Source organism: Ignavibacteriota bacterium (assembly GCA_016713565.1).
Lineage (GTDB): Bacteria > Bacteroidota > Ignavibacteria > Ignavibacteriales > Melioribacteraceae.
This window is the reverse complement of record JADJOX010000007.1, coordinates 563,952-589,082: the sequence shown is the minus strand read 5'-3', so window position 1 is coordinate 589,082 and position 25,131 is coordinate 563,952. Positions and strand designations below refer to the sequence as shown.

At 29.0% G+C, this 25,131-nt stretch carries 18 protein-coding genes, 1 tRNA gene and 3 pseudogenes; 18 read left to right on the top strand and 4 right to left on the bottom strand.

Annotated elements, in window-relative coordinates:
- The first annotated feature begins 148 nt into the window (after positions 1 to 148).
- From IPK06_09760 to IPK06_09720, 9 genes are all read left to right on the top strand, one after another.
- Positions 149 to 3,010 carry a hypothetical protein gene (locus IPK06_09760; protein MBK7980260.1) on the top strand — a complete coding sequence of 954 codons (2,862 nt, stop codon included), beginning with the start codon at positions 149 to 151 and terminating at the stop codon, positions 3,008 to 3,010.
- Positions 3,011 to 3,016: 6 nt separating this feature from the next.
- Complete coding sequence (locus tag IPK06_09755) at positions 3,017 to 6,691, top strand: RHS repeat-associated core domain-containing protein (GenBank protein ID MBK7980259.1); 3,675 nt, start codon at positions 3,017 to 3,019, stop codon at positions 6,689 to 6,691.
- Positions 6,692 to 6,869: 178 nt separating this feature from the next.
- On the top strand, positions 6,870 to 7,340 hold the full coding sequence (locus IPK06_09750) for a hypothetical protein (GenBank protein MBK7980258.1): 471 nt from the start codon (positions 6,870 to 6,872) through the stop codon (positions 7,338 to 7,340).
- Between the two features lie 471 nt (positions 7,341 to 7,811).
- Entirely contained in the window at positions 7,812 to 8,567 is a 756-nt protein-coding gene (locus tag IPK06_09745) for a hypothetical protein (GenBank protein ID MBK7980257.1), read from the top strand.
- A gap of 49 nt (positions 8,568 to 8,616) precedes the next feature.
- The gene (locus IPK06_09740; protein MBK7980256.1) at positions 8,617 to 9,540 is read left to right on the top strand and encodes a hypothetical protein; all 924 of its coding nucleotides are present in this window, start codon (positions 8,617 to 8,619) and stop codon (positions 9,538 to 9,540) included.
- Positions 9,541 to 9,976: 436 nt separating this feature from the next.
- Positions 9,977 to 11,080 (top strand): T9SS type A sorting domain-containing protein, encoded by a 1,104-nt coding sequence (locus IPK06_09735; protein ID MBK7980255.1) that lies wholly within the window; start codon positions 9,977 to 9,979, stop codon positions 11,078 to 11,080.
- A gap of 26 nt (positions 11,081 to 11,106) precedes the next feature.
- Entirely contained in the window at positions 11,107 to 12,873 is a 1,767-nt protein-coding gene (locus tag IPK06_09730; protein MBK7980254.1) for a hypothetical protein, read from the top strand.
- Positions 12,864 to 14,207, top strand: coding sequence for a right-handed parallel beta-helix repeat-containing protein (locus tag IPK06_09725; protein MBK7980253.1), 1,344 nt, complete (start codon positions 12,864 to 12,866; stop codon positions 14,205 to 14,207). The genes IPK06_09730 and IPK06_09725 overlap by 10 nt, the downstream gene beginning before the upstream one ends.
- Positions 14,208 to 15,540: 1,333 nt before the next feature.
- Positions 15,541 to 15,729, top strand: coding sequence for a helix-turn-helix domain-containing protein (locus tag IPK06_09720; GenBank protein ID MBK7980252.1), 189 nt, complete (start codon positions 15,541 to 15,543; stop codon positions 15,727 to 15,729).
- A 325-nt stretch (positions 15,730 to 16,054) separates the two neighbouring features.
- On the opposite strand, the gene IPK06_09715 is transcribed toward IPK06_09720, so the two are convergent.
- Positions 16,055 to 16,127, bottom strand: a tRNA-Met gene (locus IPK06_09715).
- Positions 16,128 to 16,268: 141 nt separating this feature from the next.
- Between IPK06_09715 and recN the strand changes: the two are divergent.
- A pseudogene (gene recN / locus IPK06_09710) lies at positions 16,269 to 17,982 on the top strand (DNA repair protein RecN).
- 22 nt (positions 17,983 to 18,004) lie between these two features.
- Here recN and IPK06_09705 read toward each other — a convergent pair.
- The 3 genes from IPK06_09705 to IPK06_09695 all read right to left on the bottom strand — a co-directional run bounded on the left by IPK06_09705 (position 18,005) and on the right by IPK06_09695 (position 19,520).
- The gene (locus tag IPK06_09705) at positions 18,005 to 18,619 is read right to left on the bottom strand and encodes a hypothetical protein (protein ID MBK7980251.1); all 615 of its coding nucleotides are present in this window, start codon (positions 18,617 to 18,619) and stop codon (positions 18,005 to 18,007) included.
- A 17-nt stretch (positions 18,620 to 18,636) separates the two neighbouring features.
- On the bottom strand, positions 18,637 to 18,822 hold the full coding sequence (locus tag IPK06_09700; GenBank protein ID MBK7980250.1) for a hypothetical protein: 186 nt from the start codon (positions 18,820 to 18,822) through the stop codon (positions 18,637 to 18,639).
- 68 nt (positions 18,823 to 18,890) lie between these two features.
- Positions 18,891 to 19,520, bottom strand: a complete 630-nt coding sequence (locus IPK06_09695) for a hypothetical protein (GenBank protein MBK7980249.1) — start codon at positions 19,518 to 19,520, stop codon at positions 18,891 to 18,893.
- 322 nt (positions 19,521 to 19,842) lie between these two features.
- Between IPK06_09695 and IPK06_09690 the strand changes: the two genes are divergently transcribed.
- The 8 genes and pseudogenes from IPK06_09690 (at position 19,843) to IPK06_09655 (ending at position 25,110) form a co-directional block, all read left to right on the top strand.
- Entirely contained in the window at positions 19,843 to 20,535 is a 693-nt protein-coding gene (locus IPK06_09690; GenBank protein ID MBK7980248.1) for a hypothetical protein, read from the top strand.
- Positions 20,499 to 20,783, top strand: a complete 285-nt coding sequence (locus IPK06_09685; protein MBK7980247.1) for a hypothetical protein — start codon at positions 20,499 to 20,501, stop codon at positions 20,781 to 20,783. Before IPK06_09690 ends, IPK06_09685 begins: the two co-directional genes overlap by 37 nt.
- Positions 20,752 to 21,039 carry a hypothetical protein gene (locus tag IPK06_09680; protein MBK7980246.1) on the top strand — a complete coding sequence of 96 codons (288 nt, stop codon included), beginning with the start codon at positions 20,752 to 20,754 and terminating at the stop codon, positions 21,037 to 21,039. The genes IPK06_09685 and IPK06_09680 overlap by 32 nt, the downstream gene beginning before the upstream one ends.
- Positions 21,036 to 21,260, top strand: a complete 225-nt coding sequence (locus IPK06_09675) for a hypothetical protein (GenBank protein MBK7980245.1) — start codon at positions 21,036 to 21,038, stop codon at positions 21,258 to 21,260. Before IPK06_09680 ends, IPK06_09675 begins: the two co-directional genes overlap by 4 nt.
- A gap of 112 nt (positions 21,261 to 21,372) precedes the next feature.
- A pseudogene (gene hemW, locus IPK06_09670) lies at positions 21,373 to 22,477 on the top strand (radical SAM family heme chaperone HemW).
- Positions 22,478 to 22,482: 5 nt separating this feature from the next.
- Positions 22,483 to 23,706: a dicarboxylate/amino acid:cation symporter gene (locus IPK06_09665; protein MBK7980244.1), complete on the top strand. Its 1,224-nt coding sequence runs from the start codon at positions 22,483 to 22,485 to the stop codon at positions 23,704 to 23,706.
- Between the two features lie 9 nt (positions 23,707 to 23,715).
- Positions 23,716 to 24,535, top strand: a pseudogene (gene proC / locus IPK06_09660) (pyrroline-5-carboxylate reductase).
- Between the two features lie 179 nt (positions 24,536 to 24,714).
- Positions 24,715 to 25,110 carry a hypothetical protein gene (locus IPK06_09655; GenBank protein ID MBK7980243.1) on the top strand — a complete coding sequence of 132 codons (396 nt, stop codon included), beginning with the start codon at positions 24,715 to 24,717 and terminating at the stop codon, positions 25,108 to 25,110.
- Positions 25,111 to 25,131 lie beyond the last annotated feature (21 nt).

Genomic DNA, 25,131 nt, shown 5'->3' with positions numbered 1-25,131 from the left:
TTATTTGGAGATTATCATGAAAATTAAAAATTATTTTATTATAGGTTTGACTTTTATATTTATAAACATTACAACCAAAATTTATTGTCAGAATTCTGGCGAAAATGAACCTGGTAATGTGAATTACTTAACATATAATACCTTTAATATGAATAGTTTTACAGAAATACCTTTTACTGGTGATTTAACATTTTCACAACCTATTTTAACAATTCCTGGAAGAAATGGTCTTGATTATACGCTATACTTAGACTATAACGGCGCAATTCGAACAAGGCAAAGGAGTTCTTGGGTTGGACTAGGATTTAATCTGCAGATTGGAGGAATTTCAAGACAAGTAGTTAAAAGACCAGATGATCAAGATTCTTATATTTTCAATTCTTCAAGCGGTGAAAATTTTAACTTAGGCTCTTCTGATGAATATGAAGCAAATGTTTTTGACGAACATAGTGGTTTGTTATATCATGATAACGAATATGAAGAATGGGATTTATACACTTTGCAATTATCAAATATTACAGATAGATTAATTCCTTTATATAATGAATATGGATATGTTGATTTTGTATCTGAAAAAAGGACTTCAAAGTTAATTAGTTATTCTCCTCCTGAATTTATTGGAGGATTTTTAGAGAATTTTTCAATTATCGCTGAAAATGGAACAAATTATCAATTTAACCATAGAAGTGATCTGAAAGTGTATTATGATCAACAAGTATGTGATATTAATGTTAAATTCCCAATTAGTTGGGATTTAACAGAAATATTTTCATCAGATTATATTGATGAAAATAGTAATGGTGCAGATGCAACTGATAAAGGGAGCTGGATTAAAATTGAATATGACGATTATGCTGTTAATAATAATGCTTTAAACTTGTCATTACAACAGTTATTACCTATGGGCGAGTCAAAATTTTATGGGAATTTTAATCAATCTTCAAATGCATGTGGTGCATCAAATAGATACTGTAGTTTGTTATATGATTATTCAAATGTTAAATATATTAAAACACCAACCCATACTGCTGAATTTGTTACTTCAGCTAGAGACGATTTACAAGGTGCCAAAAAATTGGATAAAATTATTTTAAGAGATAATAACAATAATACAATCAAAATTTTGGAGTTTAAGTATGCACAAAATGTTAACTCAAGTGGTAATAATTGGGTACAGAATGAAAAACTTAAAAATAATTGTCTTACATTAGTTGGAGTAAAAATTTATGGAAATAGTCTTTCTAATGAATTACCAGGGTATAAATTTGAATATGATAGTAACCCAAATTTAATTGATTATTCCAGAACTTATTCGTTGTTTTCAGGCATTCCAGCTCCTTGGACTCTCAAAACTATTCAATTTCCAGAAGGAGGCAAAATAAGCTATCAATTTGAACCTGATACGTATAGTTGGTTTTATAATTTCTTTAATTCCTCACTTACTAAAGATACTATATATTATAGTTCTGCAATAAATACCGCTGGTTATAGAATTAATCAAATCTTAATTGATAATGGAATGGACAACATCCAGACTTATAGTTACCAATATGGTGAGGGTGTTTTAAATAATCCGCTTACAACCTCAAACAGGGATTTTAGTTTTGATGCTGGTTTTACTAAAAGCTATAATGGAGAAGTTGGTTATAGGTGGATAAAAACAAATTTACCGGAAAGTTCTGGTTCAGTTACAAATTATTTTACAACTAGTGTTAATACTAGTGGTAAATATTTATTATATAACTCTTCGGGACCAACTGATGTTCCAGTAATTTCAGAAGCATTTCCTGATCATAAAATATATAATCTAAATAATAATACATGGGTATGGCGAGATAATTCAGCTAAGAGAGGAAATACTTGGAAAAAAATAATTAAAAATCAACAGGACCAACCAGTTGAGACAATAAATGATAATTATACTTATGAAGATAATTACGGGCATTCAAGCCAGCAAACTCTTAATGGGAATAATTTTCCAGCTAAGACAACTTGGATTAAATTAATATCAACCAATAAAAATAAAGATGGGGTTTCATCAACTAAAAACTATTCTTATAAACCCTATGATCAAAGTAATTTTTTAGCTTATAAAACGGAAGAGTATGCTGATAATAATAATGGGACTAAGAAAATTGATGTTGTAAAATATGCCTTTGAAAATTATGATGATATGAAAAATATAAACATGATGTCACAAATATATTCTTCAACAAGTTATTTGAATACTGAAAGTAACAGCAATGCATATAGTTCAACAAAACAAATTTGGGTAGATGCTAACAATGGTAATGATGGGTTTTATAGATTTTTTCCATGTAGTACTTTAGTCTGGAGAGAAGATATAAGCTCAAAGAATTATTCAGGTGAAAATGACCCCGATTATTTACTTACAAGTCAAAGAGTTTTTAATGATTATGGCAATTTAATTGAAGAAACTGACGGACGTGGAAACAAAACAAAATTCGTATATGGACATAAAAATTCCAAGTTAATAGGGAAAGTTGTTAATACTGGAACATCTGCTATTATTGTCGATAATTTTAATGATAATTCAATTGATGATTCAGATCCATATACATGGACAAAATCTTCTGGTTGGAGTGTAACAAGTGGTAAATTACAGTCCCCGAATAGTTCCTCAACAGTTTACGCAAATGTTCAAGGACAACAATATCAGTCATTTAATGCTGATGTACAATTGAATATAAATTCAGCTAGTTCAGATACATATTGGGCGGGAATTCATTTTGCAACAACAACGGCAAACTATGGTTATGGATATACAGCACAGTATAGAAAAAATGGTGATGTAATTCTTTATTCAACTGGTAATTATTTGGCACTAGCGAGCACTGGATTAACTCCATTTCAAAAAAATAGAAAGTTATCAGTTAGTGTTAATCAAAATAACATCAAAATTTTTGTTGATGGAAAAAAATTATTGATTACAATAGTGAGTTGCCTATTCCAACTGGTTATGTTGCTTTGTATGCATATAGCTCGATAACCCAATTTGATAATTTTAGAGTTTATCCCAATACAGCACTTGCAAAAAGGTTATGCCTATGATCCAATTACCTTGAATATTACTGAAGAGACTGATGAAAATAACAATTCCACATACCATGAATATGATAATTTTGGAAGAATGATAAATAAAGATGTTTTATTAAATGGGGATAAAAATCGCATTGACCATACAAATTACTATTTAAGTAGAAGTGGTAATGGTGATGTATTTAATTCTAATGATCCTAATAGACTCGAATCAGAGAATTATTTTAATGTAACAGATAAAATAAGTAAATGCGATTTTTATGATGGTTTTAATAAAAAAATGCAAGATCAGTATTTGGAAATTGATAATATAATTGTTGGAAATACATTGGAATATAATGCGTTAGGAAGTATATCAAAATTATATAAACCTTATCCAAAGAACGGTACAACCTTTAGTTATGATAATAACTATTTAGTTAACTCTGATAACTATTATACAAGTGGATTAGGGAATTATGGGACTTATTCTGCAACAGGAAATAGGCCTTATTATGAAATAAAATATTCTTCTGATCCGATTCAAAGAAAAATACAGGAAATACCTGAAGGTTTACAATGGTTTAGTAACAATAAGTTAATTAATTATACTTATGGCGGAAATGTTGCAAATGATCAAATTCCATTAGGGACAGGAACTTATAGTGCCAATTCATTATTTAAAAATGAATTAACTAATGAAAACGGAATTGTTACACAATTTTATAATGATATTTTTGGTAATTTAATTGCTCAAAAAACTAACCCAACTGGATTAAATTTAAAAACATTTTATACTTTTGATATCTTAGGAAATCAAACAAAAAAAACCGATCCAAAAGGATTTATATCAACAATGGATTTTAATACACTTAAACTGTTAAAAACAAAGTCAACACCAGATAGGGGAAGTGTACGTTATTTATACGATCAAAATAGTAACATGAGATTTTATCAAACCTCGGAACATAACACAACTTCAATAAATTCATTTTACACAAATCAAAATAAAATTGGAGTTGGTTCTTGGTCTGGTACTTTTACTTTAGTTAAACCAAGTCTTATGCAATTATATGCTCAATCCTTTAATACAAATAGTTCAATAAATGAGAAAATCATTTTAAAAATTAAAAATACAACCACGAGTGTTGTTACTATTGTTGAACTTATTGCAGAAGATAATGGTAGTTTAATTGTAACTAAATCATTTAGACTTCCTAAAGGAAGTTTCAAGTGGGAAGTTACAACAACTGGGGCTTCAAATAGTCAATTTAACTTTTACGTTGATAGCAGAAATAATATGCAGTTTGAGTATCATAACTATGATAATTTTAACAGATTAATACAATCTGGCGAAAATTATTACAATTATGCTTCTTCGAGTTATTTCCAACAATCAAATGCTGATAATATATCGTTTCCTAGTTCTGGGAAGTTTATTAACAAAGATTTTATTTATGATATACAATCAACAGACATACTTGCTGTTGGACAAAGAAATTTAAAAGGTAGATTATCATACACAAAATCATATATAATGAATGATCTAGAATATACTTCTTTTTATTCATATGATGATATAGGAAATATTGAATGGATTTTAAATAAATGGGTAACAGGTAAAAATAATAAAATTAAATATTCATATGATTTACAAAGAAATATAACTAAACAAGAGTTTACTGGTGATCAGAGCTTTTATAACTATTACAAATTCTTTGAATATGATAAATTAGGTAGATTAGTTAATGTATACACTGACAAAAATTCTGCTTCTGGAGCAACTAAACTTAAAGAAATAACTTATATCTATAATCCGGATAACTCTTTAAAACGAATGGAACTTGGTGCTGAAGGCAGTAAAGCTCAAGGTCTTGATTATTTGTACAATACACGAGGATGGTTATCACAAATTAATCATCAAAATATTAACTCATCTCAAGATCCAGGTAGTGATAACGGATTAAATGGAAAACCACAAGTTGACAAATTTGGTATGGTAATCGGTTATAATAATATTTCAGATATTGGCAGTACCCAAAGTGCAACAGCACAATGGAATGGAAATATCAGTTGGATGATGTATAATATGTCTGGTGCTACGTTTCCAAGCGGTTTAGTTGGTAATACTTATTCATATGATAATGCAAATAGACTATTATCATCCAATTTTGGTTATTATATTTCAAGTTGGCAGGCGACAAGTAATTATGATGTAAATAATATAACATATGATAATAATGGTAACTTAAATACAATAAGAAGATATTGGAATAATGGTCAGATATTTGATAACCAGACTTTTTATTATTTGAGTGGAAAAAATCAATTAAATTACGTTTATGATTCTGGCACAAGTTCTATTTCAGTTAATGATGTTGATAACCAGAGCAGTGGTAATTATTTGTATGATGGTAATGGAAGCATGGTTCAGGACGCTCAGCAAGGAATTGGATATATCTTATATAATTCTGATAATTTACCAATTAAGCAATATTATATTAATGGTGATGTTGTTGAGTATATTTATGATGCATATGGAAATAGAGTTACTAAAAAAGTAGTAAATGATTTAATACATTGGAATTATGCTAATGGGATTAATGGAAATACCGAAGCAAGAATTAAAGAAAACAGTAATCCTCCGGTTTTAATAAAACATAATATTTGGGGTAATGATTTAGCCGGTACATTTGAAAAAGAAGTGTATACAAATTATGTTGAAACAAAAACTTACTATCTAAAAGACCATCTGGGTAATATTAAGGTAAGAGTCAATGAAAGCGGTTCTGTTGTTGGATATGATGACTACTACCCATTTGGAATGATAATGAACGGTAGAAGTAATAATACTGGAACAGAAGTTAATTATAAATATACAAGTAAGGAAAGAGATTTAGAAACCGGACTTGACTACTTTGGAGCACGTTATTACGATAGTAAAATTGCCAGATGGTTAAGTGTGGATCCGCTAGCAGATAAATATCCTGACTGGAGTCCTTATAATTATATTTTATCTAACCCACTAAATGGTATAGATCCCAATGGAGAATTTACACTAAAATTTATTAAAAATACTTATTATTTACATAGAGAGTCAATAAATACAGCAAAATTTGCAACATTTATAGAAGGCTTTTTACCTACTCTAGTTCAATTAGGAATAATAGTAAAGGAACAATATTTTCCAAGAGATCCTAGTTATGAAGTTCAAACAATAGGCGAACGTTTATTTTCATTAGGAGCATCATATGTCGGAGATAACACTATCTATTCACACGAGTTAGGAAATCGTGTAAGTAAAACAATGACTTTTTTAAGTGGTTTTTCTAAATGGAAAGAGATTAAACCTAATTTTATTTATGATGAGTATTTATTTAGGCAACTAAGTGAATATAATCGTGAAGGAATATCAGCATTTCTCAAAGGCGAAATAATTGGAATAAACAATAGAACTGGTGAACCATTATTTGAACCAAGTGAGGATGGTTTAAGCTTAATGTTAAATCCACATTATGTAAATATGTTTTATAATGGTAATGTCCATGATGCAATGAAATCAATTATTTTACAAAGACAAAAACAAGAGGATGAAGAAAGAAGAGCAGCTAAGGCGCTGAATAAGTTTATTGATGAATATGGAAAAAAATGATTTAAATCAATCGATTGATTATAAATAAAAGAATAATTTATAGAATAAATCATAAAATATTTGCGAAACTAATAACAAAGGTAAAAATTGAAAAAAATAATTTTATTGAGCCTGATTTTTTTATCAATTTTATTGTCAAGTTGTAAATCCGAAGCCATTCAAACAGTTAAAGACTTTTTTGAACGAGAAAAATTTACAAAATAAATTAAATTATGTAAGAAAAGATAGTAAATACTTACGTATAAATGGTCTTGAAGACTTAGCTAAAGTACTACCCAAACGTTATCAAGATATAAGATTAGCAGAAGAAGTTGTAAATGAAAATGAAGTAATAGTTGAAGTTGTAACGAAAAAATATTCTTTAGGAGTATTTAACTCTATAGATGAAACTTTTACTTTCTTTGTCTATAATAATAAAGGGGAATATAAAATTGATCTAGACGCAACTTTCACTAAACCTGATACGACTATGAAAACAATGGTTCGAAAAGGATTAAAATTTTCTAAAGAATTAAGAGCATATGTTACAGAATCTTTTATGACGAAAGAAGAATTTCAAGTTAATAATAAAAAGGTACTAACTTCAATATTTGACCAAGAGACAAGAGAAATTTTTGTGTTGTTAAAGAAAATTTATACTGCGAACTAGAAAATATTTTTTCAAAAACTAAATTTGCGCATTTAATTTTATCTGTAAGTTATACACCTGAAAACAATTATATCGTAGCTGCAGATTCAATTATACAAAAGGATGGATCATTAAGTAGTTATTTTATTTAATATAGAAAATCCTATTTTTAATGACGGTTATGCAATATCACTATGTAATTTTCATAATTTCAAGACTTAAAAATATGGTTCTTTTGTTAAATTATTTATTAATTGAAACAAGTTTAAATAATACAACTTTTTTATTATCGCACTTAAAACTGCAATGAATTTTTAGATCCAAAGACGGACTTGGGAGAATAATTATGATGTTGAAATTAAATAAAATTATGATTTTAGTAACAACGGCATTTATTATATTTTTCTTATTAAATGTAATAAGCAAAGTATCAAATACGATTTTACTGGAAGGTTGGTGCTCTATAGTAGTGAAATCAATTCTGATATTAAATTGATTCTTATAAACCTTGATACTAAAAAGAATTTAATATTTGATAAATTTAAAGAAATTGAAAGAAGTAATTTTATACTTTTTAAAGGGGGTAAAAATATTTTTGTAGAATCATATAATTCAACTGGGGAGGTATTTATTTACGATATTGAAAATAATAGCCAATATGATATCGATAAAAGTAGAAATGGGATGTCTGAATTTAATAGTATTAACATTATAAAGAACCATTTTTATTATGCAAGCCAAAACAAAATATTTTCTTATTCATTAAATGATTTTAAATTACAAAAAGAATATGTTGTAGATTCATTACTTAATCAATTTATCGTTTATAATGAAAATCTAATTGCATTTAATTATAGTATTTTTGATGAAGTAAATAATGGCATTCGACCTAGTTATATTTATCTTAAAGATTTTATAAGAAATAGTTACAAAGTATTTCCGTACTATGCACTTTTTAATGATTTATCCAAAAACAAACAAAAACTTTTATTTAATTCAGAAGGTCCAAAAATAATGGATTATCCTTCTATGGAAGTTCATTCAATTGGCGCCATAGAAAGAGATTCATTAGAAATTTTTGGTTTGATACGTTTTATTGGAGAAGATGAAATAATTTTTTCTGGATATAAAAAAGGAACCGATCGCTTTGAAACAACAAATCTGTATTTATTAAATTTGAACACAAATAAAATTGAACAAATTACAAATACAAAATCAGTTAAAGAATTAAAAAGTGTATATTATTAAATATTATATTTTAATTATTGTAATATTTATAGCTATTGGATGTTCTAACATGCTGTCCAAAGAATTTCCAATTTTGGAAAACCTTTCTAATAAGTTAATTTATTCTGAAGCACAAGATAATAATGATAAAAATGAAAATTATAAATATGATAAACTAGTACTTTATGATTTAAGTAAAGGCGAAAGAATATATTTATCGGACGGAAATAGTTTGACAAAGGAAGGAATCATATCAAATGATTTAAATAAAATTACATTACTGAGTGCTATAAACAATGATCCTATACTTCAAAAAATTCAAGGCGTTGGAGCTGATTTATTCTTTTATGAGTATTCATTAGAAATTAAACAATGGATCTGTTTAATTGAAAAGGAAGATTTAAATAAAAATAACGTTTCTACAAGAATAAACCATATAAATTATAACAATAATGGAAATATTTTATTCTCAACATATGGAAAAATATTCCAATATGATTTCATTGATAAAAAGATGATTGAACTATTTGTTATTAACAACAATTATCATATTGATAATTTTAATTGCAATTATAATAATAAGTTATTTTTAATCCAATATTCTAATGAAAATGATTGGAATGATACAGGTATAATGATTTATTCACTTGAAAAAGATTCGGTGCTAGTAAAAATTTCTCCAAAATCTCTTGGTACAGAGATTGGCAATTTTTCACCAAATAATAAAAATATTTGTTATTTGGATAGTGCAATTACAATATTTAATATTGAAAATAATATTTATAAAAACGTTACAGTTAAAAATAACGATAAAATTATTAAACCAATCAAATGTAAGTTCTTAAATGAAAAGGAGCTTATTATTATTGCAAGTTATAAACACCAAATTCAAGATGCATTTGATGTCTTCAAATATAATTTATTAACGAAAGAATTATTACAAATTACCAATGACAGAAAATATAAAGATTATCTTTTCTGCAATTACAACTAAGAATAAAAATGATTATTAAATGTAAACAACATAGCAATTTTATCAATAAAAATTTTACAATAATTATATACTATAATGAATCTTTTTTAAAATACTAGGAACTATTAAAAAACGATTTAATTAAAATAAATTATTCCTATATGTTATCTAACAATTTAAATCTAAATGCAATAAAATATTTAATTAAAATCTCCAAAATATTTCTTGTAAGTAATTTTTATTAAATATTAATTTACTAGCCCAAACATGGGAAATAATAAATCCCACTTTCTCTGATGGCGATTCATTAATTGGTAAAGTAGAAATTACTTTTGCTGATAAAGAACATGGGTGGTTAATCCAAGTTTACGAGGCAGATGGCCCAATAAGAGAATTTTACAAAAAAATATATAAAACTGAAGATGGTGGTAATAATTGGATTATTAAAAAAACTGAATTGTCAGAAGAATTTTATATACCAAAAGTATATTCACTTAGTAGTAACAATTTAATTGCATTATATATATCTCAAAAAGATTCTTCACTGCATTCAATAATAACAAATGATAATGGAGCCACGTGGGAATTAAATAATACAGACAATCGTGGAATTTATCAAGAATTTATTACTACAATCTATATGGTTAATGATAAATATGGAATTGCTTTTAATAATGTAATTTGGCAAACAAATGATGGCGGTAATGAATGGGGAAAAAAAAATAATGCATTAAATCTATTTCCACCTCCTTGTGAAATATTTTTTATAAATGATTCAATCGGATGGATAGTTGGTAATTCAAGTTATTATGCTACGGATGCTGGTTTTTTAGCTAAAACTATAAATGGAGGTGAATCCTGGGAAATTATCGATTCAAGAACAATGTTATTGTATGGTATAGATTTTATTAATTCTAATATTGGTTATGCTGTTGGAACAAACTGGAATTTTGGAACTGGATTTATTTACCACACAGAAAATGCCGGAGATACATGGCAAATAGAACAATATATAGGGGCAAAAGCGTTTTGGGATGTTGGATTTCTTGATGTAAAAAATGGTTGGATTACCGGAGTTGGAAAAATATTAAAAACTATTGATGGTGGTGTGTCTTGGGAAACACAAATAGAAGGATTACTTACAAATCTAAATAAAATACAAATCCTAAAGGAAGAAAAAGTAGCATATATTTTTGGAGATGATTTTAACAATAGAACCCATACACTTCTTAAAGCAGATCTAAGCACAATCTCAGATATAAAGAATAAAGAAATAATTTCAAATGAATTATCATTGTCGCAAAATTATCCAAATCCATTCAATTCAATTACAAGTATTTATTTTAATCTTAATCGAAATAGACATGTTCAACTAAAAATATATAATTTTTTAGGAAAGGAGGTGACGACACTTATAAATGAAGAATTATTTCCAGGGAATTATGAAATAGAATGGAATGGAAAAAACAATCAGGGGGATGAAGTTACATCAGGAATTTATTTTTATAGTATAATGACAGACTTGAATAATGAAGTGAAGAAGATGATTTTACTCAAATAACTTTTTAATATAATTCGAGGTAATCCATGAAAAATATTGTTACCAAGCAAATTTTTGTAATTTTATTACTTGTTTTATTTATTCTAAATATTAGATTTCAAGCCCAATCAGAAAGTTCTGAAAAATTTATTTATTTAGAAAACAAAAAAATAAATACTCTTACCAACAAAATTGCAGCAATGTATAATGTAAATTCAAAAGTATATAATGGTAGTCCTGAACAAATAGCCCGTCAATTTTTAAATGAAAAAAAAATGGATTTAGGAATAGCTAATGTATCAGAATTAAAATATATTGCGACAAATGAATCTCATGGAGTAAAACACGTTGGATTTATTCAAACTGTTGATGGAATACCAGTTTGGGGTACTGAATCAGTTGTAAGCATAAATAAAGAAAATAGAATATCAATGGTTGTAAATGGAAATAAAAATATCAATATAAATAAGCTTAGTAACTCGGTTAATATCTCAAATGAAAATGCAATTAGAATTGCTTTAGATAAGCTAATTGTTGACGAAAAGTCGCTTATTAAATTACCTGAAACAGAATTAACAATATTTCAAGATTCACTTAATGTAGATTATTTAACTTGGAAAGTAAGTTTTGTTTCATATAAACCACGAGGAGATTGGTTAGTTTTCGTTGATGCAATTAATTCTAATTTAATTAAAATATTTAACATACAAGTGAATTATTCAGATGGATCAGGAAAAGTATTTAATCCAAATCCAATTGCTGCTCTTGCAAATATATCCCTAACTGATCAGAATGATTCAGATTATCCTGCATTACAACTTGCGTATAAAAATGTGACTCTCAAAAACCTCAATGATCCTATAGGTGGACTTTATTATTTACAGGGCAAATACGCTAAATCAGAGTCTCTTGAACCACCTTCTATTCCAATAGTTTCTTCATCTTCTCCAGTTTTCAATTTTAATCGAAGTCAGCCGGGATTTGAAGAAGTTAACATATACTACATTATTGATACCTATAGAACATTTGTTGAAACACTTGGTTTTTCACCAAAGTGGAATAATTTAGACTATCTTCGATTTGATGCTCATGCTAATAATGGTTATGACAATATTAACTATGTCCCATCAATTCCTTTTATTGCAGTTGGTGATGGTGGAATTGATGATGGAGAAGATCAGGATTGTATATTGCACGAATATGGACATGCATTGCATGACGCATTAATGATTGGAGTTGGTTATTATTACGATCAATCAAAAATAACAGAAGGAATCGGGGACTATTTTGCGCTTAGTTACAGAAAGACATTATCAACATTTCAGTCTAATAAACTTTTTTTGTGGGATGGGAATGGTGAAACATGGAATGGACGTTCATTAGAATCAAGTTATATTTATCCAAATGATTGGACAAGTGACAGATATCGTTGTGGAACACTCTGGGCATCCACAATGATGGATATGGAATTAAATACTTCGATAGGAAGAACTGTTATTACAAAATTACTATTAAAGTCTTTCTCTTATATTACCCAATATTCACCTGTTTTGGAACATGTTGCTGCAATTTTACAAGCTGATAGAGATATATATAATGGTATACATTTGGCGGCATTAGTTTCAGTTTTTAATAATAGAGGTTTCTATTATCAGTGGTCGGGATTAATACCTTATTACGTAGAATGGTCTGGAAATATATATGTTACAGGGGATATAACTGTTAATTTTAATGGGACTATAGATATTCTACCAAATACTTATATTACATTTAAAATGGATCATCACTTATTATTGATGGGTCATTGTACGTAAATGGAACTTCAACATCTAATGTAATATTTGATTTTATTAATCAAACATCCTCAAATTCCATAAAAATAAATTCTACTGGTATATCAAATATTAATTATGCAGAAATAAAAAATGCATATAATGGGATATATTTAGATAATTCGGCATCCACAATAACAAATTGTAAAATACATAATTGTACTTACGGTATAAAGACAAATTATAATACGCCTACAATAGAAACAAACAAAATATACGACAATTCTTATGGTATCTATTCATATCAAGGTACACCCAAAATTACTGATAATTATATATACAATATTGCCGGTTATGGAATAACAATAAATGGCTCAACAAATACATTTATTAGAAAAAATACTCTAAGTTATTGCCATGGTGGCATATATGCTTATGGTAACCAATCAATAAAATTAAGAGGTTATTCTGGTTACTCTTATGGACTAAATCTAATTCAAAATTATTACTCTGATAAAATACTTTACGTTACTGGCGGAACAGCAGATTTAGGAGAATATGGCTATTCTTCATATTTGGAAGGACAAAATAATTTTATAAAAAATTCCACTCCGGTAATAGCTAATTCTACAGCAAATGAAATCCTTGCCGAGAAAAATTATTGGAACGGAACACCACAAACATCTTGGTTTGCAGGAAGTATTTCCTACGATCCATATCTTTCATCTGCCAATTCATCAGCGGGATCAACCTTAGACAAAAATTTAGGAGTTGAATCAGATAAATTGTTACTAGCAGAGGCCACTGAATTGAGCGATATGAAATCATTAGTAAGCAGCTCTGAAAAATTCAAGCAATTGATAGCTGAATATCCCGAATCAAAATATGCCGGTCTAGCAATTGCTTGGGATATGTCATTAAATAAATCGGAAGGAAATCTTTATTCACAAAAAGAATATCTAATGAATAATATAAAACATGAAAATAAATTAGTAAGGGAAAATTCATTACTGTGGTTAGAAACACTTCATTCCGAAGCTGGAGAAGTTAAAGAAGCAGAAAATATAGTTCAATTAACATCTCCGGAAGAAACAATAGGAACTGAGATTAGACTAAACTATGCAAATGATTTACTAAACTTATACAATGAAAAAGAAAAAGCAGAAGAAGTTTTTAATGATATTTTAAAATACAATAAATCGGATGATATTGATTATACAATAAACGTTATAAAAGAAATGTCAAATTATTCTGAAAATAACTTAAAAAATATTCAAAATCTTGCAAAGGATATAGAAATAGGTACTGAACCAATAATTAACAAATACGAACTATTTAGCAATTATCCCAACCCATTTAACCCAGCGACAAAATAAAATACAATTTACCATATAATTCAAAAGTGGAAATAACCATTTACGATATTATGGGAAGAAAGTAAAAAAGTTTAAGCGATATTTCAAACACTACAGGAAGCTACGTACAAGAATGGAACGGGACAAATAATTACGGCGAAAAGTATCAAGTGGCATTTATCTCTTGAAATTTAGAGCTAGTTCAACTGAAGGAAATAATAAAACCTATTCAAAAACATTAAAACTCACGCTATTAAAATAAACTTTAAAAATTAAATCCTGTGCTATCATATATGAATGTATGATAGCATAGGTTAAGATTAAGGTAATTTCTCAGGTTTACTAGTTTTATTTAAAAGTAAATAAATATAAAACTTTAGTGAAAATTATAACTATGACATAATCTCTCTCAAGTGATTCGATAGTTAAATTAGGTGCAATGATTCAAGGAGAAATAGAATTTCGAGAAATAGAGATAAGGGTTAGAAGGAAAAAATTAGGAATAATTCTCACCGCATATCTAGTTAATTTTGCATGATTTAATTAACAATATTACCTCAATATTTCATTAATCCTTCGGAATAAAAAATATTCTTGGGTAAGATAAAACAATAAACTATGCAACTTTTTATGAAGTGTATTTTTTAATAAAGACTGCAATTTGTTTTAGGTGTCGTCAAGGTCAATCGAAGCAATAGTCCTTAAGTATTATTCTTAAAGGACTTATGGGATAATTCGATTTTACGAATAACTTAAGGATAAGCAATAGAAGTTTTAATATACTGGACATAGGCAAGACTAATAAATTCAGCAAAATCTTTGGAAATATATTTGAGCAATCTCCCAAATTAGTTGTGGTACAGCCTTCAGGTATTTCTCTAATACTCTCCAAATAGCGATATGGACATCATACTCTTGCATGCTCATTCTTAACCTATAATGGAGGATGAATCTTGAATAACTATCAATAACTTTTATAAGGAGTAAAATGTTCCCTTAAAATTAACATACTTTATAAAGTATACCAGTGTTCGTGGCTTGAACCTCCGACCAATTTAATAGAAATTTTACTATCCTATAAAATTTAATACTTTATCGAACGTAATAATAATAATAAATAATTTTTTATGTACACTTTTAATAATATTTTCGATATTAATTTAGTTTATGAAACAAAATTTACATTTCTACCACAGTCAACTTGAATGAACTTCAAATTTAGAAGAAATTTAAGTGGAATGTCAGGTGGAAAATAAAATAATACTAATTGAAAAGATTCACTTTATTCTCTAATTAAACAAGCCTTGAATGAAGTCTTAAGCGAAAAAGAAAAATAACAAATATAAAAGTACTAATGAATTTCAAGGAAACTTGTGATTTTTTGGGAATTCATCCATCTACGTTAAATAAATGGAAAGCAAATAATAAAATCCCTTATAAAAGACTTGGTAAAAGAATATTTTTTCAAAGAGAAGAAATACTAAACTCTCTTAAATCATCCAATTACTATAAAATAAAAATAGATTACAGTCAATATAATTGACATAATAATTTTCATATCTCCCTTCTCGAACTTCAAATTATCCTTAATTTTTATAACAATAAAAAAATTGCTAACTAAATTTTCTTTTCAAAAATAAAAATTATTTAAAAAATATTTTCAATTATTGATTTTTTATCGTTGTTGTGAGTTGTTGAAAACAAAAAAATCATGGTTTATTTTAATAATAAGCAAATTAAAAATCAGTTTATGATCAAATTAAAATAATTGTTGGATGGATATAAAAGGAAAAATATTAAAATTTTGAAAAATTGTGTGTAGTAATTGTGTAGATAAAAAATAAGCCCTTATAAAATAAGGGCTTTAGTAGCGGGACTAGGACTTGAACCTAGAACCTTCGGGTTATGAGCCCGACGAGCTACCAATTGCTCCATCCCGCGATCAAAATTTATTTTTAAGAACAAGTTATTTCTAAATTGGATTACTAACTTAATTCCTTTTAGCTTTAAATGCAAGAAACTTTTAATATTATTACCAAATCACTAATTTTGAAGAGTTATTAACAAGTTATATTATTGCATATGCTAACTTCACTTGAAATTAAAGATTACGCGCTAATTGAAAAAATCCATGTTAAATTTAACAGCGGATTGAATATTATTACCGGTGAAACCGGAGCAGGTAAATCAATTTTAATTGGCGCGCTGGGTTTGCTGCTCGGTGAAAGAGCGTCTACGGAAACAGTACGCAAAGGCGCTGATAAATCCGTAATTGAAGGTATTTTGAAATTGGCAATAATAAAAAGTATCACAGTTATTGAAAGAGAATGAACTTGAAGTGAACCCGGAACTGATATTAAGAAGGGAAATTTCAATTAAAGGCACTAACAGATGCTTTGTAAATGATACTCCGGTGCAGCTTACTTTAGTTAAGCAGATTGGAAATTTACTGATTGATCTTCATGGTCAGCATGATCACCAATCTCTGCTTAGAAATGAAACTCATATTGAATTTCTTGATGAGTTTTGCGATTTGGAGAATGACCTTGCGAAATATACCGAACTTAAAAAACAGTTAAATGAAATTTTATCGCAAATAAGTTTGCTTAAAGCAAATGAAAAAAGTTTAAAGGAAAAGTCAGAACTTTATCAATTTCAATTAAAGGAAATAAACGCGGTTTCGCCCGTTGAGAACGAAGATGTAAATATTGAAAAAGAACTGTTGATTTTAGAAAATTCGGAAAAACTTTTTGAAATTTCTTCCCAGATATATTCCACACTTTACGATGACGAAAATTCAGTATTTGAAACATTGACGCAAATTCAAAATAATATCGCGGAACTAAAAAGAATTGATGAATGCTTTAATCAAAAATTTGACGACGCGAATTCTGCTTTGGAGATATTAAAGGATATAGCGTATTTTACCAGAGATTATAAAGATAAAATTGATATTGATCCCGATAAAATAGAAGAATTAAGAAACAGGGCGGGCGCAATTCATCTGCTGAAGAAAAAATACGGCGGAACATTAGAAAATGTTCTTAAGCATAAAGCAAAAATTGAAGATGAATTAAATATTGCGGAAAATTTTTCAGATAGATTAGAAGGCTTATTAAGTGAATCTAATAAAGTTAGAGAAAAAATTAAGGAAATAGCAGTTATTTTAAGCGATAAAAGAAAGAAAGAATCCACGAAAGTAGAAAAGGAAATTATCAAAATGCTTAGCTTCCTTGGGATAAATGATTCCAAGTTTAAAATAAATTTTTCTTTTGAACAAAGCGTCAATACAGAGAATTATATAATTATTGATTCAAAAAATATAAGTCTTCACAACAATGGAATTGATGTTGTGGAGTTTTACATTTCTACAAATTTAGGCGAAGATTTAAAACCTCTATCCAAAATTGCTTCTGGCGGGGAAATTTCTAGAGTTATGCTAGCAATTAAATCAGTTCTTGCCAAAACTGAAAAACTACCGTTGTTAATTTTTGATGAAATTGATACCGGCGTAAGCGGAAGAATTGCTCAGAAAGTGGGTAAAGTTTTAAGCGATTTATCTAAGTCACATCAAATTATTTCAATTACTCATTTGGCACAAATTGCCGCTTATGCAAATCATCATTTTTCTATTTCTAAGGAATTGAAAGGTGAAAGAGTTATTAGCAAAATAATAAAGCTCGACGAGGAAACAAAAATCAAAGAAGTGGCAAAATTACTCAGCGGCGAAAATATTACGCAAAGTAATATAGACGCGGCAAAAGAACTAATAAATTTTGCCGCATCCGATAATTAGTTAAAATAATTTATTAAATATTTTATTGATTACATTTTTCTCCACCGCTTACGTAATCCCAAACTTCAATACATTGTTCATACTCTATTTGTATATCAATATTAAGCGTAATATCTAAAACCAAACGGTTACCTGAAACCGGTTGCGCTTGAATTCCTAGAATAAAAAATCCGAATTCATTTTTCAATATGTAATTTTTAATTTTCTTTTTGGCTTTATTTATTCCAGCTTCAATTAAATCATTAATATTTACAAACATAGCTGCGGTACCGGAAACCGGCACGGGATAGTTATTACCCGTAAATATAAACTGAGGATTATTGTCATCTGTGTTTTCGGTTAATTGACCGCTTAACTTAACTATTCCTACATCATTTCCATTCCCGGGGATAATTTTTAGGCTTAATGAATTTATTTTTACATCAGTAACTTTTGCGTCTTTGGGCAAATCATCAAGAAATTTTCTTGTGTCGCTTTCAGATATATATGCAAATTTTTCATATGATCCATTATTGTCAAAAGTATATATTTTATTCATTTTAACTTTGCTTAAAAAATTATATTTTCTTTTTTCGCAGCTTCCTCCCATCAAAATTGGTAATGATACCAATATGTAAATTAGTATTCTTTTATTCATTAGTAATTCTCCTAATTTTAAAAATAGAATCCTAAGCCGACTGTCCATACATTCTGCGAAGCTAAACTGTAATCAGTAAAAATTTTGAAAAAGCTTAAATTGAATGCTAAACCCAATGTGAGTCTTATTGAATTTGCAGCATTAATGTCAAAATTTACTTTTTCGGAATCAGTATCGGTTTCAATTTTATATGAAACATTCATTAGTGAATTTTCATATCCTAAACCGCCGTATAAGGTAATTAAGGAATAAGAATAACTAGTTTGTAGATTTACAGCAATTGAATTTGCCGATATAATATTTCCAATTTTAAATTTTTGATAATACAGACCTGCGGCAATATTAACGGTAAATCAATAAAATACTGATTTATGTTGTGTCTTACTCCAATTCCAAATACGTTAATTTCCCCAAAATCTTTATTCACATTTAATTGAATGTATCTAATTGTAAGATCAGTTCCTTTAATTGATCCAATTGTTAATTGCGGAACTGCGATTGGTAATTTTTTAATATCAAGTCCTCCGGGGAAAGTATATTGTAGACCGTTGTTTCCATCAACATTAACAGAGTTTGTAGGACCGAATATTGTTGGTGCGTCTAAGGTTGTTTCAGGCGTGAAAAATTTTCCGGTTTTTGCCTTAAATAATCTTGAATCGTTTGGAATTATGGCTGTCATCGCAACTACGCCCAAATAAACAGAAATACCTTTTTCTGGAATATATGCTGTTTGGTAAAATCCGCTATTAACATCTGCGCTAAATGCATCGGCAAGCGGCTGAAGATAGCCTTTGCCATTTTCACCGGTATAGGCTGAAATGTAATCTTTAAAATCTTGAGCATAAAATGTTTTGAAGAAAAAAAACAGAGTGATTAATAACAATCTTTGAAATTTCCGCATAATTACCTCCTTATTTATTCATTACAAGAGTAATAATCAAAAAAAGATTAACGGTAAAAAGAACAGAAATTGATATATGACAAATGATAAGTGAACTAAGATAAATAAATATTTATACACACTCAACATAATTTACGTTTATAAAATTTATAAGTGATAAGAATATTCAAGAAATTTTTAAAAGTTTTATTAAATAATTATTAAAATATTCGATTATAGTCACGGTTTAGTATTGCCATTTTATAATATTTCTTTTATTTAGAATTATAATTCCGAAGTTATTATTAATTTACACTGCAAAAAAATCAAAAGGGGGTTATAGATGAAAAAAATATTTCTTTTACTTTTCATTATTTTCACTATACAATTAAATGCACAATTTGAAGATCGAATTAATGAGCTTTCCGAGGATCTGCAGAAAGGATATACTACGCCTTTAGCAACTTGGACCGGAACATATTTGAATTCCGGCGGATATTTTACCGCAGGTGTTTCAAAAACTTTTGGGTTTAAATTAAGCTTAGTTGGAATGATGATAATGATTCCAGAGGATCAAAGAACTTTTAAATTAAGTGACGGTACAGAAACCGCAACATTCTTTGGAGAAAAAGGCGCCGCTGTGCCGGAAACCGAAGGCTATCTAGTTTATCCTCCCGGAGTTAATCAAACATCGGTTCCCGCTGCAATTCCGCAAGTTGCATTCAGCGCGCTTGGAACTGAACTTATGGCAAGATTTGTTCCCGAAACGGTAATTGAAGATGTAAGTATTGATTTGCTTGGCGGAGCTGTTAAACACAGCATTAGTCAGTATATACCGCTTTGCCCGGTTGATATTGCGGTACAGGCAATGTACAATAAATTATCAATAGGCTCGCCTGATTTGGATATTTCCACTACAAACTTTGCGATAAACGCGCATGTCAGTAAATCTTTTGGTCTCGCTATTCTTTACGGCGGACTTCAGTATGAAAAACAACTATGGATATTGAATATACCTTTACCGGTGATGAATTAGAAGGTGTTTTTGAAAATGATAAATTGAAAGTCAATTTAGAAGGTGAAAATCATGTAAGATTAACGTTGGGCGCAGCATTGAAGTTAAGCGGTATTTGTTTTAAATGCCGACGCGAACATTGGATCTCAAACAGCATTTGTTGCTGGATTAAATTTTGTATTTTAAAGGAGAAAAAGATGAATAAAATAATTAGCAAATTTTTAATGTTGGCAATTTTTGCAGGAATTTCTTTTTTCAGGCGGCTGTGACGAGTTGAACAATCTGCCGCTTAATATTCCAATTGTTGTAAATTTTTCGACTTCGGGAAACAATACAACGATTTCCGAATCACAAAGTTTTTGCCTTTCGGACTATGATAAATGGCAAGAGAATCAGGAAAAATTAAAATCAGCAACTTTTGTTAGTGCGGCTTACTGGACTGAAAGCACATCAGCCGGATTGCAAGGAGATATAAATGTTAATCTTTCCGATCAATTTGGAAATACACTTTTTCGGTTACTTTGAATAATTTCAAAGCTTCCGATAATATCGATAAACCTTTTACTTTGGAATTAAGTGAAGCCCAAATTCAAGCGTTAAACACTTATCTTGGCTCAATTTCTGAAAACGGCAACGACCAATGCTTTAATGCAAGCATTACAATATCCGATATTTCCGGTACATCAACTCCTTATCAATTAGTTGGAAGAGTTGAGATTGTAATAGAAGCTGATGTAGAACTTTAAATAAAAGAGGACTTTCAAAGTCCTCTTTTTCTTACATAACTTTCCGCAAAGTTTATTATACTTACCTAAAATAATTTATTGATTTTACCATTGGAAAAAAACAGCCGTTTATATTCACATACCTTTCTGTGATCACAAATGTATTTATTGTGATTTTTACTCGCTTATTAACTATCAGAATGTTGAGACATATTTAAAATCACTTAAAATGGAAATTCAGCATTATGCTCAAGAATATTCTAAAGAAAGAGTGATTAACACAATTTTTTTGGCGGCGGAACTCCGTCTTTTATGACACCAAATTATATCGGTGAAATAATTAATTGCATTTCAAAGAATTTTTCAGTTGATAAAACGCTGAAATCACTCTTGAAACAAATCCTGGAACAGTCGATAAATCAAAATTACTTGAATTTAAAAACAGCGGTATAAATAGACTAAGTATTGGAATTCAAACTTTTGATGAAGATGAATTGAAATTTTTGACGCGAATTCATGATAAGAAAACCGCAATTAAAACAGTAGATAATGCTGCGGAAATTGGAATTGAAAATATAAATATTGATCTGATTTTCAGTCTGCCAAATCAAACAAAACAAACGTGGAGTGAAAATTTAAAAACAGCCGTTGAACTTCCCATCAAGCATATTTCCGCATACAGTTTAATTTTAGAAAAAGGTACAATCTTAAATAAATTAGTGCTTGATGGAAAAGTTAATATGGCATCGGAAAATTACGACGCCGAGCTTTATCAATTCACAATGGAATTTTTAGAAAAGGAAAATTTTATTCAATATGAAGTTTCAAATTTTTCCAAAAGCGGATTTGAATGTTTACATAACAAATACTACTGGGAATATAAAGATTACTTTGGATTTGGAACCGCCGCGCATTCGTTTGTAAACGGGAAAAGATGGTGGAATTATTCAAGTTTGTCAAAATATATTTTAGAAATTGATAAACATAAATCCGCCGTAAGAGATTTTGAAATTTTAACAGTTGAACAAAAACTTGAAGAGATGATCATGCTCGGATTAAGAAGCAAAGGAATTGATTTGAATAGTATTAAAATATTTTCGGATAATTGGTATTTTGAAAATAAAGAAAATATTAATACCTTTATAAAGGAAAGATATCTTATTCAAAAAGCTGGTATAATAAGCTGCACATCAAAAGGCTATTTGATTTGTGATGAAATAATATCAAAATTAATTTAACTGTTATGAGAAAAATAGAATTACATTGGCAAATTTTTGCGGCTTTAATTATTGCAGTACTATTTGGAATATATTTGACAGAATATGTTTTCTTGATAAGTTGGATGGGAAAAGTTTTTTTAAGAGCGTTAAATATGATTGTTATTCCTCTACTTTTAAGCTCAATTATTTCCGGAGTCGCGAATATTGGCGGCGGAGATAATTTAGGAAGACTAGGCCTTAAAACATTTTCATATTATATGTCAACTAGTCTTTTAGCAATTTTGGTTGGATTATTATTAGTAAACCTTCTAAAACCAGGAGTTGGAGCTGATTTGGGCTTTGTAAAAGAAGTTGAAGGCTTAAAATCTTCCGGCGAATCTTTGGGTGAAACTCTAATTAACATAATTCCTTCAAATTTATTCAAAGCTTTTATAGAAGGAAAAATGCTGTCCATAATTTTTTTCTCACTATTATTCGGTTTTTTTATAACAAAGGCCGATGAAAAATATAGAAATAATCTAACGGATTTCTTCAATTCAACATTTGAAGTTATGATGAAATTGACAATGTTCATCATAAAATTTACTCCATTAGGTATTTTAGGATTAGTCTCGGGAATTGTTGCCGAACAGGCCGGCGATATAGACGCACTTATATCAATTTTTAGTCGTCTTGGGATTTATTCAATTGCGGTTTTGCTTGGGTTAATAATTCATGGTTCTGTAACTTTACCTATTTTATTAAGGTTAATCGGAAAAGTAAATCCTTTAAAGCATTTTAGAGCGATGAGAATCCCTTTGTTAACCGCATTTTCTACATCTTCATCTGGCGCAACACTGCCATTAACAATGGAAGCCGTCGAGTATAATTCGGGTGTTTCAAATAAAATAACGAGTTTTACATTACCTTTGGGCGCTACAATAAATATGGATGGAACTGCGCTTTATGAATGTGTTGCAGCAATTTTTATTGCACAAGCTTATGGGATAGATTTAACTGTTACTCAACAAATAATTGTTATATTTACTTCGTTGCTTGCGTCAATTGGTGCAGCCAGCGTTCCAATGGCGGGCTTGGTTATGATTACAATTATATTAACTGCTATTGGTTTGCCTCTAGAAGGTATTGGGCTAATTTTAGCTGTTGATAGAATTTTGGATATGAGCAGAACAGTTATTAATGTTTGGAGCGACAGCTGCGGTGCAGTTATAATAGCTAAAAGTGAAGGTGAAATTTTAAATGTTTAAGGAAAATAAATGAATACTTCTAAAAAGACAATTACAATAATTGGATGTGGAAATATTGGTTCGGCAATCGCGAACGGTTTAATTAAGTCAAATTATAAGCCGCAAAATATTTTTTTAACAAAAAGAAAATCAGACGAATTTGAAGAATTTACTAAGTTGGGATTTAATACAACGACGGACAATAAATCCGCAATATCAAAATCTGAAATTATTATAATTGCGGTTACACCTCAGCAATTAAACGCTGTTCTCGAAGATATTAAGTCAGTTATCGAACCGGAAAAGCATGTTATTATGTCGGTTGTTTCCGGTGCGACAGTTAAACAAATCAAAAAGCATTTACAGTCGGATGTTTCCGTTGTAAGAGTAATGCCTAATACAGCCATCGCAATTCAAGAGTCAATGACGTGTATTGCTTCAGATGAAAAAGATTCGGAATCGGTAAAAATTGCGAAAAGAAATTTTTGATTCGGTTGGAAAAACAATTCAAATAAATGAAGAACTGATGGGAGCCGCAACCGCGCTTTGTGCTTGCGGAACCGCTTTTTTCTTACGCGCCGTTCGTGCAGCTTCTCAAGGTGGAATTGAAATTGGATTTCATGCTCAGGAAGCATTGGTTATGGCAGCGCAAACCGCAAAAGGCGCCGCTTCAATGCTGCTTAAAGAAGGCAAACATCCTGAAAGAGAAATTGATAAAGTTACAACGCCGCAAGGAATTACAATATCCGGATTAAATCAAATGGAACATAATGGATTCAGTTCTTCTATGATAAAAGGAATTGTTACGGCAGCTGAAAAGGCACAAAAAATCTACGCGAATAATGAATAAAAATTTAAAAAAGTAAATTGTTCTGATTTAATTTTAATCAAGAGACGATAAAGTATTTTTATTATACTCAAAAATAGTTTCATAACGGCAACACTAAATATGTTGTTGTAATTATGTAACATTAATATTAAATTTATAAATCTAATTTTCGCCCGTAAGGGCGATTTTTGTTTCAATGAATTTATGAAAGAATACGTAAAAAAATTGCTCAGGATATTGCCGATGAAAAAGGTTTATATCTTGTAAACTTATTAGTAAGAGGAAGTAACAGAAAACCCAGCTTTGAAATCTATATTGATAACAAAGAAGGTATTACTACTGATATTTGTGCTGAATTTAGCAGAGAAGTTAAAAGCAGAATTGAATCAACTGAATTTTCTGAAAACGATTATTTTCTAATTGTTTCATCTCCGGGAGTTGACGAACCTCTTAAATATCTTGACCAGTTCCACAAGCATCTTAACAGAGAATTTAAAATTTCGTTTGATGACGGACAAGCAATTCAAAGTATTGAAGCAAAATTAGTAGGTATAAATGGTGAAGATTTAACATTCACCTTTAAAAAGAAGAGTTAAAAATAAATTATAAAAATCTTA

What these genes read in the sequence shown, in the direction of transcription:
- IPK06_09730 (MBK7980254.1), top strand. Translation starts at nt 11,107, where the DNA reads ATGAAAAATATTGTTACCAAGCAAATTTTTGTAATTTTATTACTTGTT.
- IPK06_09685 (MBK7980247.1), top strand. Translation starts at nt 20,499, where the DNA reads ATGGATATTGAATATACCTTTACCGGTGATGAATTAGAAGGTGTTTTT.
- IPK06_09690 (MBK7980248.1), top strand. Translation starts at nt 19,843, where the DNA reads ATGAAAAAAATATTTCTTTTACTTTTCATTATTTTCACTATACAATTA.
- IPK06_09695 (MBK7980249.1), bottom strand. Translation starts at nt 19,520, where the DNA reads ATGCGGAAATTTCAAAGATTGTTATTAATCACTCTGTTTTTTTTCTTC.
- IPK06_09700 (MBK7980250.1), bottom strand. Translation starts at nt 18,822, where the DNA reads ATGAATGTTTCATATAAAATTGAAACCGATACTGATTCCGAAAAAGTA.
- IPK06_09665 (MBK7980244.1), top strand. Translation starts at nt 22,483, where the DNA reads ATGAGAAAAATAGAATTACATTGGCAAATTTTTGCGGCTTTAATTATT.
- IPK06_09740 (MBK7980256.1), top strand. Translation starts at nt 8,617, where the DNA reads ATGCTGTCCAAAGAATTTCCAATTTTGGAAAACCTTTCTAATAAGTTA.
- IPK06_09720 (MBK7980252.1), top strand. Translation starts at nt 15,541, where the DNA reads ATGAATTTCAAGGAAACTTGTGATTTTTTGGGAATTCATCCATCTACG.
- IPK06_09705 (MBK7980251.1), bottom strand. Translation starts at nt 18,619, where the DNA reads ATGAATAAAAGAATACTAATTTACATATTGGTATCATTACCAATTTTG.
- IPK06_09760 (MBK7980260.1), top strand. Translation starts at nt 149, where the DNA reads ATGAATAGTTTTACAGAAATACCTTTTACTGGTGATTTAACATTTTCA.